This is a genomic window from Pseudomonas sp. SDO5215_S409, from assembly GCF_054071325.1.
In genome coordinates this window covers 63,220-77,555 of the sequence record NZ_JBSVWN010000018.1, presented here as the reverse complement: position 1 = coordinate 77,555, position 14,336 = coordinate 63,220, and the positions used below count along the sequence as shown (strand labels likewise).

The following is a 14,336-nucleotide window of genomic DNA, read 5'->3' as shown; positions in this document are numbered from 1 at the left end:
TCATTCCCTGTACATCCACTCACAGGGAGGTTTCAGACGATGTCCCTCAAACACCACTTACCCCCGCTGGCACTGGCGACCCTGCTGGTTTTTGCCCCGACACTGGCGCTGGCCCAGACCCCGGCGCCGCAGGTCTACACCTTTAACCTGGCGAGCGGCCCGCTGGACGAGGTGCTGCTCAACATTTCGCGCCAGACCGGCGTGATGATTTCCTTCGACCAGGCCCTGGTGCGGGGCAAACGCAGTGCCGCGGTGCAAGGGGCACTGGACGGTCACCAGGCGGTGAGCAAGGCCTTGCAGGGCAGCGGCCTGCAAGCCGACTACAGCGAGCAGGGCGTGACCGTGCGCCCGGCGCCGCCACCCCCGCCCAAGGCCGCTGCCGGGGTGAGCAAAAGCGCCGACTACGCCCTGGAAAAAGTCACCGTGACCGGCTCGCGCATTGCTCGTGCGCAAACCGAAGGCGCCACGCCGGTCAGCACCATTACCCACCAGGAAATGGAGGCCAAGGGCTACCGTAACGTCTACGACGCATTGGCCAGCCAGACGCAAAACACCGGCATGAGCCAGGGTGAAGACTACGGCAACACCTGGCAGCCCGCCGCCAGTGCGCTCAACTTGCGAGGCCTGGGGCCCAACCACACGCTGGTGTTGATCAACGGCCGACGCGTGGCGGATTACCCCACGCCGTATGACGGCAAGGTCAACTTCACCAACCTTGCCAATATTCCCTCGGCCATTATCGATCGCATCGAGATCCTCAGCAGCGGCGCCTCGGCGATCTATGGTTCGGACGCAATCGCCGGGGTGGTCAACATCATCCTCAAAGACAAGATCAGCGGCCTCGACGTCAACCTCAAAGGCGGCACCACCGAGCGGGGCGGTGGCGACAACCAGCGCCTGCAACTCAGCGGCGGCGGCAGTTGGGGCGACTTCGACGGCCTGTTCGGCCTGGAGCTGACCCGGCGTGACCCGATCTGGGCGGACGACCGCGGCTTCATGAAAAATGGCCAGAGCCTGGCGGATATCGGTTACCGCCGCGACCTGGGCACCGGCCAGTACCTGGGGCCGGGATGCGGCGCCTATCAAGGGACGTTTGGCAACCACCTGTACAACAACGCCGGCCGCTGCCAGACCGATCAGGTCTACAGCGACTACTGGACCGTGCAGACGCAAAAGGAAAACTACGACGGCTACACCCGTGGCACCTGGCATTTCAGTGACACCGGCCAGGTGTTCGCCGACCTGATGTACGGCCTGGACCATATCCAGAACAACACCCGTGGCCCGACCTTCACCTCGCCGGACTTCATCAACCAGACCTCGGGCAACCTGGAGCGTTGGTATCGCCGCTTCGGTGAAGAGGAACTGGGCGGGCGCACCACCAACAACAGCAAATGGACCGACACCTCGTGGACCGGCACCCTGGGCCTGTCCGACAAAATCGCCAACACCAGCTGGGGTTACGACCTGGCGGCCAACCGCTCGGTGTACCGCAGCGTGCGCACCACGCGTTACACCCCGGCATCGTCCATAAAGGACTATTTCCTCGGGCCCCAGTTGGGTACGCAAAACGGTTACCCGGTGTACGCCCCGGACGCCGATCGGCTGGACCGCCCACTCACGCCGGAAGAATGGCAGCAGTTTCGCCGCAACCTGACCCAGACCAGCCGCTCGGTGTCGCAAAACTACACCGGCTCGATCAACGGCGAGCTGTTCGACTTGCCCGCCGGCCCCGTGGGGTTTGCAGGTGTCCTGGAAGTGGGCAAACAGCAATACCGCGTAGACCCGGACGGCGGCCTCAACGACGGCAGCTTCTACGGCACCGCGCCGACCCAGTCCTCGGGCGGCTCACGCAAGCGCTACGCAGCGGGCGCCGAATTCAGTGTGCCGGTCACCGACAGCCTGCTGGCCACCGCCGCCGGGCGCTGGGACCAATACAAATTCAGCGGCCGCACCGAACAGCAGAGCACCTACAACCTGGGCCTGGAATGGCGCCCGCTGAACAGCTTGCTGGTGCGCGGCAGCTACGGCACCAGCTTTCGCGCACCCGACCTCAACTACATCTACCAGGCCGACGCCAATGGGTATTTCCCGTCGCAGATCGACTACTACGGGTGCAGCCAGGGCGTGGAGGGGGCCTGCAAGAAAGGCATCGTCAACGACACTCAAAGCGGCAATGCCGATTTGACCTCCGAACGGGGCAAGTCGTGGACCTACGGCTTTGTCTGGTCGCCGTCGCGCAACTTCGACTTTTCTGCCGATTACTGGCGGGTGCAGATCGACGACTTGCTGACCACCGTCGATGAAAACCGCCTGCTGCAAGAAGAAAATGCCTGCCGCAGCGGGCAGCAAGACCTCAATTCGGCCTATTGCCAGGGCATCCTGGCGCACGTCGTGCGCAACCCGGCCAATGCCGCCGTGGACCCCAACAAGCTGCAAAGAATCAACATCAATGCCATCAACGCCGCCAGCCAGCGCGTCAGCGGGTTGGACTTCAAGAGCAATATCCGTTGGGGCGCCGGGCAGTACGGTGCGTTTAACGCAGGCCTTGGCTACACCCTGGTGCTGTCCAGCTTCTACAAGGAGTCCAAGGACGCCCCGACCCAGGATTGGCGCACGTCCACCACCGTCTACGACTGGCGCAGCAAGGTCAACGCCAGCCTGACCTGGGACTACGAGAAAACCACCGCCACCCTTGCCGCCATTCGCTACGGCAGTGTGACCAACGGTGCGGGGGACGGCCGTTTATCGCCCTGGACCGTGCTCAACGCCAGTGCCCGCTACGCACTCAGTGATCGGGCCAGCGTCGGTTTGACGGTCAACAACCTGCTCAACCAGATCAAGCGGGATGACTCGGCTGGCTGGCCGAATTACCCCGTGGGCAACTACGACCCCTACGGCCGCCAATGGTGGCTGGACGTGAGCTATCACTTCGGCAGTTGAACCGCAGGCGGGGGCCAGCGCCCCCGCCTGCATGGCGCATAAGCTCATGCCTCAACGGTCTAAATGCGGGCCTATAAAAACATCCGGCTCGTCGCACATCCCTGCATCACCACCTCACAGGGATGTCATCCATGAAACGCTTCACCCCCTTTACCGCCCGCCAAGGCATGACGTTGCTGCTGGCCCTCAACGCGCTGCCCGCACTGGCGGACACCGCGTCCACTCAAGACACCGAACCCACCCATCAGCTTGAGCGTGTGGAAGTGACCGGCACCGCGATCCGCCGGGTGGATGCCGAAACGGCGGTGCCGGTGACGGTGCTTCGGGTCGAGCAACTGCGCGAGCAGGGCGTGAGCTCCACCGAAGAGTTGATCAACCGGATTTCCGCCAACCAGTCCTCGATCGGCTCGGGGCGCTCGGTGGGCTCCAGCAGCGGTGGGGCGGCCTTTGCCGATTTGCGCGGCATCGGCGCGAACAAAACCCTGGTGCTGCTCAACGGTCGGCGCCTGGGCAACAACGCGGTCAGCAACACCAATGGCTCGGGCGTCGACCTGAACACCATTCCGTTTGCGGCCATCGACCGTGTGGAAGTGCTGCGTGACGGTGCCTCGGCGCTGTACGGCACCGACGCCATCGGCGGGGTCATCAACTTCATCACCAAAAAAAGCGTGACCGGCGGCCAGCTCTCCACCGGCTATGACTCACCCACGCGTTCCGGCGGCGGGGACACCCATAACTTCAACGCCAGCTATGGGCTGGGCGACCTGGAGCAGGACCGGTTCAACGTGTTCGGCGTGGTCAGCTATGACAAACAAACACGCCTGGCGGCCAAAGACCGCGACTACACCTACAACTACCAGCCAGGGCGCGGCCTGGACTTCACCTCGGGCACCGCCGCCCCGGCGAACTGGAGCCAGGGCAGCCATGCCACCAACCCGCTGGCCGGCAGCGGCTGTAACGCGCCGGGGTTGCTGTCGCGCAACGGCATCTGCCGCCAGAGCCTGTGGAGCTACCTTGACCTGGTGCCCGAAACCGAGAAAACCTCGGCGTTCGCCAAGGCCACCGGCAAGCTGGCCGATGACCACACCGTGAGCCTGGAGTACTTTTGGGCGCGCAACGAAAACCGTACGCAAATCGGCCCCGGCACCTTGATGGGCAATCAGGTCAACCCCGGCACGCCGTTCTATCCCGGCAACGGCATCACCCCCGGGGCCAGCGGCTTTGCCCTGGACCCCAGCCAGCCGGTGGACGTGAACTGGCGTGAGTCCGATGCGGGCGCGCGCAAGCATGAAGATGACAACACCAGCCAGCGGCTCCTGTTGAGTTTTGACGGCAGCGTGGCCGGGTGGGACTACAACGTCGGCGGCTCGTACAACCAGAACAAGGTCGTGCAAAGCGTGCTGGACGGCTACGTCAACGACCAGACCATCAGCCAGGGCATCGCCAACGGCGTGATCAACCCGTTTGGCCCGCAAACCGCCGCAGGCCAGGCGCTGCTGGCAAGCGCCGCCATCACCGGCAACTACGCCACGGCCGTGGGCCGGGTCAAGGCCATCGACGGGCGCGTGAGCCGCGAGATCGGTGACTGGTTTGGCGCAGGTCCTGCCGGCCTGGCGCTGGGCGGGGAATACCGCAAAGAGGACTACCACCAGGACTTCGCCCAGTTTGCCGAGAATATTCAGAGCCTGGGCGTCGACCCCAATGGCGCGGTGTCCGGCAACCGCAGTGTGTCGGCCCAGTACGCCGAGCTGAATGTGCCGGTGCTCGACAGCCTCGAACTGTCGGCAGCGGTGCGTCATGACAAATACAGCGACTTTGGCAGCACCACCAACCCCAAATACTCGTTCCGCTACCAGCCGTTCAAGGAACTGGTGGTGCGCGGCGCCTACAGCGAGGGCTTTCGCGCACCGTCGCTGTATGAGTTGTACAACCCCACGTACACCAGCTACACCGTGGCCAACTACAACGACCCGCGCCTGTGCCCCGGCGGCACCCCGGCCAACGGCGGGCTCGGCAACCGGGACTGCGCCCAGCAGTTTCGTCGCCAGAACGGTGGCAACGACGGCTTGAGCCCGGAAACCGCACGCAACGTCACCTTGGGGTTTGTGGCGCAGCCGGTGGAACGCCTGACCGCCGGGCTGGACTTCTGGTGGATCACCATCGCCAATCAGATCGCTGAATTTCCCGAGTCGTCGGTATTCGAGAACCCTGACGAATACGCCGACCGGCTGATCCGCAAGGCCGACGGGTCCATCGACCACATCGTCACCGGTCTTGCCAACCTGGGGAAAACCAAGACCAACGGCGTCGATGTCAGCCTGGACTACCGCTTCCCGAGCAGCGCCATCGGCGACTTCGGCATCGGCCTGCAGGGCACCTACGTCAGCCGCTACAAATACCAGGAGCAGCTCAAGGGCGATTACATCGACAAGCGCGGTGATTTCCGCGGTGGCGAGTTCTCCACCGCGGGCGCCGTGGCCCCTTGGCGTCACAGCCTGACCGGCACCTGGACCCGTGGCCCGTTCGGCGCCACGCTGACCAACCGCTACACCGCAGGCTACAACGACGCCAACCGCGAGGGCCACGACGCAGTGGGTGCCTACAGCGTGTGGGACCTGGCGGGCACCTACACCTGGCGTAAAACCGTCGCGGTGACGCTGGGCGTGAAAAACCTGTTCGACCGCGAACCGCCGTTCAGCAACCAGACCTACGCGTTCCAGAGTGGCTACGACCCCAAATACGCCGACCCCTTCGGGCGCACGCTCTATACCCGTCTGAGTTACAACTTCTGATTTTTAATAATCAATGGATCTAACGTTAGCGCTATAAAAAGGGCGGTGCCGTTGCACATACCAAGTGTGTGCAACGGAACGCGTCCGGCGTTGAAAAAGGATGGACCGATGCGCCTCCCCACATTCACCCTGGCCTGCCTGCTGTGCAGCCCGTTGCTGTACGCGGCGCCGCAGCCGTTTTTGACGGTCTATGGCGATGCGCCCAAATACGCCCCGGGTTTCCAACACCTGGACTATGTGAACCCCAACGCCCCCAAAGGCGGCAGCCTGCGTCGCTCGGCCCTGGAAATCGGCCAGTTCGACCACTTGATTCCCTACATCGACAAAGGCACCGGCGTGGCCGATGTCGATGGCTGGCTGTACGCGCCGCTGGCCTACCGTTCGCTGGACGAGCCCTACAGCGTCTATGGCCTGGTCGCCCAACAGATGGAGTTGGCCCCCGATCACAGCTGGTTGCGTTTCTACCTCAACCCCGCCGCACGGTTCGATGACGGCACGGCGATCACCGCCGACGACGTGCGCTACACCTTCAAGCTGTTCACCACCCAGGGCAACTTGCAATACCGCCTGCAATTTGCGGATGTGGCGGACGTGGTGGTGGAGTCACCGACCCAGGTGCGGTTCAGCTTCAAGACCCGCGAAAACCGCACCTTGCCCCTGGACCTGGCGCGCCTGCCGGTGTTGCCCGAACACTGGTGGCGCAGTCGCGATTTCGCCGACGGCGCCGGGTTTGAAATACCGCCCGGCAGCGGCCCGTACCGCATCAGCCGGGTGGATGCCGGGCGCAGCGTGCACTTCGAGCGGGTCAAGGACTGGTGGGGCAAGGACCTGCCGATCACACGCGGGCTGTACAACTTTGATCGCCTGAGTGTGGAGTTCTTTGGCGACACCAGCATCGCGCAACAACTGCTCAAGGCGGGCGCCTTTGACTACAACCGCGAATTTTCGGCCACCGCCTACAGCATCGGGTACGACGGCCCGGCCCTGAGCGACGGGCGCCTGGTACGTGAACACCTGGCGCCCGGTGCGGCCCAGGGGAGCCAGGGGTTTGTGTTCAACCTGCAACGGCCGCCGTTCCAGGACCGACGCGTGCGCCAGGCCATTGCCCTGCTGTGGGACTTTGAGTGGAGCAACCGCCAGATGATGCGCGGCCTGTACATCCGCCAGCGCAGTTTCTTTTCCCATAGCGAGCTGGCGGCCACCCAATTGCCTGATGCCCAGGAGCTGAAAATACTTGAACCCTGGCGCGGGCAAATCCCCGATGAAGTCTTCACCCAGGTCTTCCAGGCCCCCCAGACCGACGGCAGCGGCAATGTTCGCCCGCAACAACTGCAGGCCTTGAAGTTGCTCGAAGCGGCGGGCTGGACCCCGCGGGGGGACCAGTTGGTGAACGCCCGTGGCGAGCCGTTGCAGTTCACCTTTTTGAACGGTCAAAAAGGCTTTGAACGGCTGCTGCTGCCGTTCAAGCGCAACCTTGCGCAGATCGGCGTACGCCTGGACATCCGCGACGTGGACCGCGCGCAATACACCAGCCGGGTGCGGGTTCGCGACTACGACATGATCGTCAGCGGCTACCCGGTCAGCCAGGCGCCGGGGCGGGAGATGTTCAACTATTTCGGCAGCGAAAGTGCCGATGACCCAGGCTCCAACAACTTCATGGCTTTGCGCAACCCGGCCGTGGATGCCTTGCTCACCGGGCTGGCCCAGGCCGATAGCCGCCAGACCATGCTGCGCTACGCGCATGCCTTGGATCGGGTGTTGCAGTGGGGGTATTACTGGATTCCCAACTACTACCCGCCGGGCATTTCCACGGTGTGGTGGAACCGCTTCGGCCGCCCGAACATCGCCCCTCGGTACGATGCGGGCCTGGAAACCTGGTGGGAAATCAGCCCCCAGGCCCTGACCCAACGCCAGTGGCTGCAACGCCCAGGGGGGGACCGCCATGTGGGGTTATAGCCTGCGGCGCCTATTGCTGATCGTGCCCACCTTGTTGTGCATCCTGCTGGTCAACTTCGTAATTGTGCAGGCCGCGCCCGGCGGGCCGGTCGAGCAGGCCATTGCGCGCCTGCAGGGTATCGGCACCGCCGGTGCGGTGGGCGGTGGGCACGTCGAGACCGTGGGTGGCGAGTCCCGCGCCACCCGGGGCCTGGACCCCAAACTGATCGCCGATATCGAGCGCCAGTACGGGTTCGACAAACCGGCGGGCGAGCGCCTGTGGCTGATGCTCAAGCACTACGCCCGGCTGGATTTTGGCAAGAGCTTTTTCCGTGGGGCCAAGGTCACCGACCTGATCCTGCAAAAGCTGCCGGTCACCTTGTCCCTGGGCCTGTGGGCCACCCTGATCACTTACCTCGTGTCGATCCCGCTGGGCATTCGCAAGGCCGTGTACAACGGCAGCCGGTTCGATTTGTGGAGCAGCGCCGCGATCATCATCGGTTATGCGATGCCCGCGTTTCTGTTTGCCTTGCTGTTGATCATCACCTTTGGCAGTGGCTCGGCCCTGGACTGGTTTCCGGTACGCGGGCTGGTGTCGGAAAACTTCGACCAGTTGAGTGCGCTGGGCAAGGTGGCCGATTACTTCTGGCACTTGGTGCTGCCGGTCGGCGCCTTGGTGGTCGGCGGTTTTGCCACGCTGACGCTGCTGACCAAGAACAGCTTCCTCAATGAGATTTCCCGTCAATACGTGGTCACGGCAAGGGCCAAAGGCCTGAGTGAGCACCAGGTGCTGTACGGCCATGTGTTTCGCAACGCCATGCTGCTGGTGGTCGCCGGTTTGCCGCAGGCGCTGGTGACGGTGTTTTTCGGCGGCTCGCTGCTGATCGAAGTGATCTTCTCCCTCGATGGCCTGGGGCGCATGAGTTACGAGGCAGCTGTCGCCCGGGATTACCCGGTGGTGTTTGGCGCCTTGTTCATCTTCACGCTGTTCGGCTTGCTGATAAAACTGCTGGGGGACCTGTGCTACAGCCTCGTCGACCCGCGCATCGACTTCTCCCAGAGGGCCGCCTGATGTTCAACCTGTCCCCCTTGGGCCGCCGCCGTTGGGCGCGTTTCAAGGCCCATCGCCGTGGCTGGTGGTCGCTTTGGCTGTTCGTCGGCCTGTTTGCCTTGAGCCTGGGCGGCGACCTGGTCGCCAATGACAAACCCCTGTGGGTGTCGTATCAGGGCCAATGGTACTTCCCCGCCTTCAAGCGCTACATCGAGCAGGACTTTGGCGGTGAACTGCCGTTCCAGCCGGACTATCGCAGTGCACAGGTCAAGGACCTGATCCAGGGGCAGGGCGGCCGGATGCTGTTTGCACCGATCGCCTTTGGGTACGACACCGTCAACTTCGACCTCACGGTGCCCGCCCCAAGCCCGCCCAGCCCGGATAACTGGCTGGGCACCGATGACCAGGCCAGGGACGTGCTGGCCAGGGTGATTTTCGGGACGCGCATTTCCCTGCTGTTTGCCCTGGCATTAACGGCGATCAGCGCTGTGATCGGCATCACGGCCGGCGCCTTGCAGGGCTACTACGGCGGCTGGGTCGACCTGCTGGGCCAGCGTTTGCTGGAGGTGTGGTCAGGGTTGCCGGGGCTCTACCTGCTGATCATTTTGTCGGGCTTCGTGGAGCCCAATTTCTGGTGGCTGCTGGGGATCATGGCGTTGTTTTCCTGGCTGAGCCTGGTGGACGTGGTGCGGGCCGAGTTCCTGCGCAGCCGCAGCCTGGAGTACGTCAAGGCGGCGCGGGCGCTGGGCGTGGCCGATGCCCAGGTGATGTGGCGGCATATTTTGCCCAACGCCATGAGCGCGACCCTGACCTACCTGCCGTTCATTCTGACGGGGGCGATTGCCACCTTGTCTGCCTTGGACTTTCTGGGCTTTGGCATGCCGGCGGGCAGTGCCTCGCTCGGTGAGCTGATCGGCCAGGGCAAAGACAACCTGCAAGCACCCTGGCTTGGGCTGACCGCCTTTTGTGCGCTGGCGCTGATCCTGTCGTTGCTGGTGTTTATCGGCGAAGCCTGCCGCGATGCGTTTGACCCGAGGACGTGAAATGAGTGAGAACCTGATGGAGTTGCGCAACCTGCGAGTGGCGTTCAATGGCCATGAAGTGGTGCACGGCATCGACCTGGATATTCGCGCAGGCGAGTGCCTGGCGCTGGTCGGGGAGTCGGGCTCGGGCAAGTCGGTGACCGCCCACAGTCTGTTGCAACTGCTCGAACCTGCCACCTGCCAGATCCAGGGCAGCCTGCGCTTTGCGGGCGAAGAACTGCTGGGCGCGTCGCCACGGCGCCTGCGCGAACTGCGCGGCAACCGCATCGCGATGATCTTCCAGGAACCGATGAACGCCCTCAACCCGTTGCACACGGTGCAGCGTCAACTCGAAGAAAGCCTGGCCATACACACCGGCCTTGCGGGCGCGGCGGCGCGCGAACGCATTCTGGAGCTGCTTGAACAGGTGGGCATCGGCGAGCCGCAAAAACGCCTCAAGGCCTACCCCCATCAGCTTTCGGGCGGACAACGCCAACGGGTGATGATCGCCATGGCATTGGCGGGCGAGCCGCAGTTGCTGATTGCCGATGAGCCGACCACCGCGCTGGATGTGACCGTGCAACGCAAGATCCTGTTGCTGCTGCAAAGCCTGCAACAGCGCTTGGGCATGGCGTTGCTGATCATCAGCCACGACTTGAACCTGGTGCGCCACATCGCCCAGCGGGTGGCGGTGATGCGCCGCGGAGAGATCGTCGAGCAGGCCGATTGTGAGCGGTTGTTCGCCGCGCCCCAGCACCCCTACAGCGTCGAATTGCTCAACGCCGAACCCGGTGGCAGCGCGGTGCCGCGGGCCCACACCGACACCTTGCTGAGGGTTGAGGATTTGCAGGTGCGCTTTGCACTGAAAGGCGGCTGGCCGTGGGCGCGGTCCTACCTGCACGCCGTCAAGGGGGTAGGGTTCAACCTGCAGCGGGGCAAGACCCTGGGGATTGTCGGGGAGTCGGGCTCGGGCAAGTCCACCCTGGGCCAGGCGATTTTGCGGCTGGTGGAGGCGCGCGGGCAGATCGAGTTTGCCGGGCAAACCCTGCACACCCTGCGCGGCAAGGCGTTGCGCCCGTTGCGCAAACACCTGCAAGTGGTGTTTCAGGACCCGTTCGGCAGCCTCAGCCCGCGCCTGAGCGTGGCGCAGATCATTGGCGAAGGCTTGCAGGTGCACAGCGGGCTGGACGCCCGGCAACGCGAACAGGCCGTGATCGAGGTGCTGCATGAAGTGGGCCTTGACCCTGGCGCCCGGCACCGTTACCCCCATGAATTTTCCGGCGGCCAGCGCCAACGCATCGCCATTGCTCGTGCGCTGGTGCTCAAGCCGCAACTGATCTTGCTCGACGAACCCACCTCGGCACTCGACCGCACGGTGCAGCGCCAGATCGTTGACCTGTTGCGCCGCCTGCAAGCCGAGCACGGGCTGACCTACCTGTTCATCAGCCATGACCTGGCGGTGGTGCGCGCCCTGGCCCATGACTTGATCGTGCTCAAGGACGGCGATGTGGTGGAGCAGGGCGCGGCACAGAGGGTGTTCGAGTCACCGCGCCATCCCTACACCCAGGCGTTGCTGGCGGCGTCGTTCTGACGCGCAAGGTGGCGCTGGTTTTCTGTTGTTAGCTTATTCCAAAAGGGTATTTCCGCATGTGCAGTTAAGCCTTCTAGTATCTCGTCATAACTCGTTATGACAAGTGATCTGAATGAACGATTCCGGCCTGTCCCCATTGTCCAGCATCCCGCTGCACGCCCAACTGCGGGACCTGCTGCGCACCCGCATCCTCGACGGCGAATACGCGCCCAACACCCAGATGCCCTCCGAAAGCGAGTTGGGCGCGCGGTTCAAGGTCAGCCGCATCACCGTGCGCCAGGCGCTGGGTGACCTGCAAAAAGAAGGGCTGATCTACAAGATTCACGGCAAAGGCACGTTTGTGTCCAAGCCCAAGGCCTACCAGAACGTCAGCACCTTGCAGGGGCTGGCCGAGTCCATGACCGAACGCGGCTACGAGGTGATCAACCGCCTGCGCAGCTTTCGCTTCGTGCCCGCTGACAAACTGGTGGCCGAGCGCCTGGGCGTGGAAGAGGGCAGCACCGTCACGCAGATCAAGCGGGTGCGCCTGATCAACCGCGAGCCGGTGTCACTGGAAATCACCTACCTCAACCAGGCCCTGGGCGAACGCCTGGAAAACGCCGACCTGGTGACCCGCGACATCTTCCTGATCCTGGAAAACGACTGCGGCCTGCAACTGGGCCACGCCGACGTGGCCATCGACGCCGTGCTGGCCGACAGCGACCTGACCCAGGCGCTGAATGTCGAGGCCGGCTCGCCGATCATGCGCATCGAGCGCCTGACCCACACCGCCGATGGCCGCCCCGTGGACTTTGAACACCTGTACTACCGCGGCGATGCGTTCCAGTACCGCCTGCGTATCGACCGTCAACGAGGAAGCCGCCCGTGAGCCGCACAACCCTGGAACAGGAATACGACATCGTGGTGATCGGCGGCGGCACGGCCGGCCCGATGGCGGCGATCAAGGCCAAGGAAGCCAACCCCGACCTGCGCGTGCTGCTGGTGGACAAGGCCAACGTCAAGCGCAGCGGCGCCATCAGCATGGGCATGGACGGCTTGAACAACGCCATCATTCCCGGCCACTCCACGCCTGAGCAGTACACCAAGGAAATCACCATCGCCAATGACGGCATCGTCAACCAGGCGGCGGTGTATGCCTACGCCACCCACAGTTTTGAAACCATCGAGCAGCTGGACCGCTGGGGCGTGAAGTTCGAGAAGGACGAAACCGGCGACTACGCGGTGAAAAAAGTTCACCACATGGGCGCCTACGTGTTGCCGATGCCCGAGGGCCACGACATCAAAAAGGTGCTGTACCGCCAGCTCAAGCGGGCGCGGGTGACCATCACCAACCGCCTGGTGTGCACGCGGTTGCTCACCGACGCCGAAGGCGCGGTCAACGGCGTAATGGGCTTTGACTGCCGCACGGCCGACTTTCGGGCGATCAAGGCCAAGGCCGTGATCCTGTGCTGCGGCGCCGCCGGGCGCCTGGGCCTGCCGTCGTCGGGCTACCTGATGGGCACCTATGAAAACCCCACCAACGCCGGGGACGGCTACGCCATGGCCTACCACGCAGGCGCCGAGCTTGCCAACCTTGAGTGCTTCCAGATCAACCCGCTGATCAAGGACTACAACGGCCCGGCCTGCGCCTACGTGACCGGCCCGCTGGGCGGCTACACCGCCAACAACAAGGGCGAACGCTTCATCGAGTGCGACTACTGGAGCGGGCAAATGATGTGGGAGTTCCACCAGGAGCTGGAAAGCGGCAACGGCCCGGTGTTTCTCAAGCTCGACCACCTGGCCGAAGAAACCATCCAGAACATCGAAGAGATCCTGCACAGCAACGAGCGCCCCAGCCGTGGCCAGTTTCACGCCAATCGCGGCACCGACTACCGCAGCCAGATGGTCGAGATGCACATCTCCGAGATCGGCTTTTGCAGCGGCCATTCGGCGTCGGGCGTGTGGGTCAACGAGCGTGCCGAAACCTCGGTCAAGGGCCTGTATTCGGCGGGCGACATGGCCGCCGTGCCGCATAACTACATGCTTGGCGCTTTTACCTACGGCTGGTTTGCCGGCACCAACGCGGCGCACTACGTGGCACAGCGCGAGTTCAGCGCAGTGAGCGGCGACCAAGTGGCCGCCGAGCAGGCTCGGGTGTATGCGCCGCTTGAGCGCGAGCACGGCCTGCCGCCCGCCCAGGTGGAGTACAAGCTGCGCCGTTTCGTCAACGACTACCTGCAACCGCCCAAGGTCACCCGCAAGATGGAGATTGGCCTGGACCGCTTCACCGACATCGCGCGCGACCTGGACCAGATGAAGGCCAACAACGCGCACGAGCTGATGCGGGCGATGGAAACCAGCGTGATCCGCGACTGCGCCGAAATGGCCGCCCGCGCCTCGCTGTTTCGCGCTGAAAGCCGCTGGGGCCTGTACCACCACCGCGTGGACCACCCACAACGCAACGACGCCGACTGGTTCTGCCATTGCCACCTGAAAAAGGGCGAGGACGGGCGCATGGTCAGCTTCAAGAAAGCCGTCGAACCCTATGTGATCCCGTTGGACGCCGAAGAAATGCAGGCCTACGACCGCCTGCGCGTGGGCGCCGACGCCGCCTGATTCAGCCTTATGAGAGCGCACAAAGCGCCAAGGACCCCGTGAAATGGCCTACCAGCCCCAGGAAATCTTTTTCCGCTCCAACGCCCCCGTGACGGTGGACGAAGACAAGTGCATCGCCGAAAAGGGCTGCACGGTCTGCGTCGACGTGTGCCCCATGGACCTGTTGGCGATCAATCCGGCCACCCAGAAAGCCTATATGGCGTTCGACGAGTGCTGGTACTGCATGCCGTGCGAGAAGGACTGCCCCACCGGCGCCGTCAAGGTCGAGATCCCGTACCTGCTGCGCTAAGCCCGGCTCGCCGCCAAGCCATCCGCACACCGCGGACGCCAACGCTTTACCCCTCGTTTCCCACCATGCCCGAGCGTGGCGGAGACGACTCTTTCAACCATGATTCGAGGGGAATACC

General features: G+C 63.8%; 9 protein-coding genes. All 9 read left to right on the top strand.

The genetic code is table 11. The features are described 5' to 3' along the window. Nucleotides 1-39: 39 nt before the first annotated feature. Nucleotides 40-2,943: a TonB-dependent receptor domain-containing protein gene (locus ACW9H9_RS12090; protein ID WP_457343355.1), complete on the top strand. Its 2,904-nt coding sequence runs from the start codon at nucleotides 40-42 to the stop codon at nucleotides 2,941-2,943. A 131-nt stretch (nucleotides 2,944-3,074) separates the two neighbouring features. Then, nucleotides 3,075-5,735, top strand: coding sequence for a TonB-dependent receptor (locus tag ACW9H9_RS12085; RefSeq protein ID WP_457343356.1), 2,661 nt, complete (start codon nucleotides 3,075-3,077; stop codon nucleotides 5,733-5,735). A gap of 108 nt (nucleotides 5,736-5,843) precedes the next feature. Next, nucleotides 5,844-7,691 carry an extracellular solute-binding protein gene (locus ACW9H9_RS12080; RefSeq protein WP_457343357.1) on the top strand — a complete coding sequence of 616 codons (1,848 nt, stop codon included), beginning with the start codon at nucleotides 5,844-5,846 and terminating at the stop codon, nucleotides 7,689-7,691. Continuing rightward, nucleotides 7,678-8,742, top strand: coding sequence for a microcin C ABC transporter permease YejB (locus ACW9H9_RS12075; RefSeq protein WP_457343358.1), 1,065 nt, complete (start codon nucleotides 7,678-7,680; stop codon nucleotides 8,740-8,742). Before ACW9H9_RS12080 ends, ACW9H9_RS12075 begins: the two co-directional genes overlap by 14 nt. After that, nucleotides 8,742-9,764 carry an ABC transporter permease gene (locus ACW9H9_RS12070; RefSeq protein WP_457343359.1) on the top strand — a complete coding sequence of 341 codons (1,023 nt, stop codon included), beginning with the start codon at nucleotides 8,742-8,744 and terminating at the stop codon, nucleotides 9,762-9,764. The genes ACW9H9_RS12075 and ACW9H9_RS12070 overlap by 1 nt, the downstream gene beginning before the upstream one ends. A 1-nt stretch (nucleotide 9,765) precedes the next feature. Further along, nucleotides 9,766-11,334, top strand: coding sequence for an ABC transporter ATP-binding protein (locus tag ACW9H9_RS12065; protein WP_457343360.1), 1,569 nt, complete (start codon nucleotides 9,766-9,768; stop codon nucleotides 11,332-11,334). A 112-nt stretch (nucleotides 11,335-11,446) separates the two neighbouring features. Then, nucleotides 11,447-12,202 carry a GntR family transcriptional regulator gene (locus tag ACW9H9_RS12060; protein WP_457343361.1) on the top strand — a complete coding sequence of 252 codons (756 nt, stop codon included), beginning with the start codon at nucleotides 11,447-11,449 and terminating at the stop codon, nucleotides 12,200-12,202. Then, a complete protein-coding gene (locus ACW9H9_RS12055; protein WP_457343362.1) occupies nucleotides 12,199-13,929 on the top strand; it encodes a fumarate reductase/succinate dehydrogenase flavoprotein subunit in 1,731 nt (576 codons plus the stop codon). The genes ACW9H9_RS12060 and ACW9H9_RS12055 overlap by 4 nt, the downstream gene beginning before the upstream one ends. A 43-nt stretch (nucleotides 13,930-13,972) precedes the next feature. Then, a complete protein-coding gene (locus ACW9H9_RS12050) occupies nucleotides 13,973-14,218 on the top strand; it encodes a 4Fe-4S dicluster domain-containing protein (protein ID WP_003217650.1) in 246 nt (81 codons plus the stop codon). The last annotated feature ends 118 nt before the right edge of the window (nucleotides 14,219-14,336 follow it).

Excerpts from the sequence above, each read along its gene's own strand:
- ACW9H9_RS12090 (WP_457343355.1), top strand. The coding sequence starts at position 40 with ATGTCCCTCAAACACCACTTACCCCCGCTGGCACTGGCGACCCTGCTG.
- ACW9H9_RS12085 (WP_457343356.1), top strand. The coding sequence starts at position 3,075 with ATGAAACGCTTCACCCCCTTTACCGCCCGCCAAGGCATGACGTTGCTG.
- ACW9H9_RS12080 (WP_457343357.1), top strand. The coding sequence starts at position 5,844 with ATGCGCCTCCCCACATTCACCCTGGCCTGCCTGCTGTGCAGCCCGTTG.
- ACW9H9_RS12075 (WP_457343358.1), top strand. The coding sequence starts at position 7,678 with ATGTGGGGTTATAGCCTGCGGCGCCTATTGCTGATCGTGCCCACCTTG.
- ACW9H9_RS12070 (WP_457343359.1), top strand. The coding sequence starts at position 8,742 with ATGTTCAACCTGTCCCCCTTGGGCCGCCGCCGTTGGGCGCGTTTCAAG.
- ACW9H9_RS12065 (WP_457343360.1), top strand. The coding sequence starts at position 9,766 with ATGAGTGAGAACCTGATGGAGTTGCGCAACCTGCGAGTGGCGTTCAAT.
- ACW9H9_RS12060 (WP_457343361.1), top strand. The coding sequence starts at position 11,447 with ATGAACGATTCCGGCCTGTCCCCATTGTCCAGCATCCCGCTGCACGCC.
- ACW9H9_RS12050 (WP_003217650.1), top strand. The coding sequence starts at position 13,973 with ATGGCCTACCAGCCCCAGGAAATCTTTTTCCGCTCCAACGCCCCCGTG.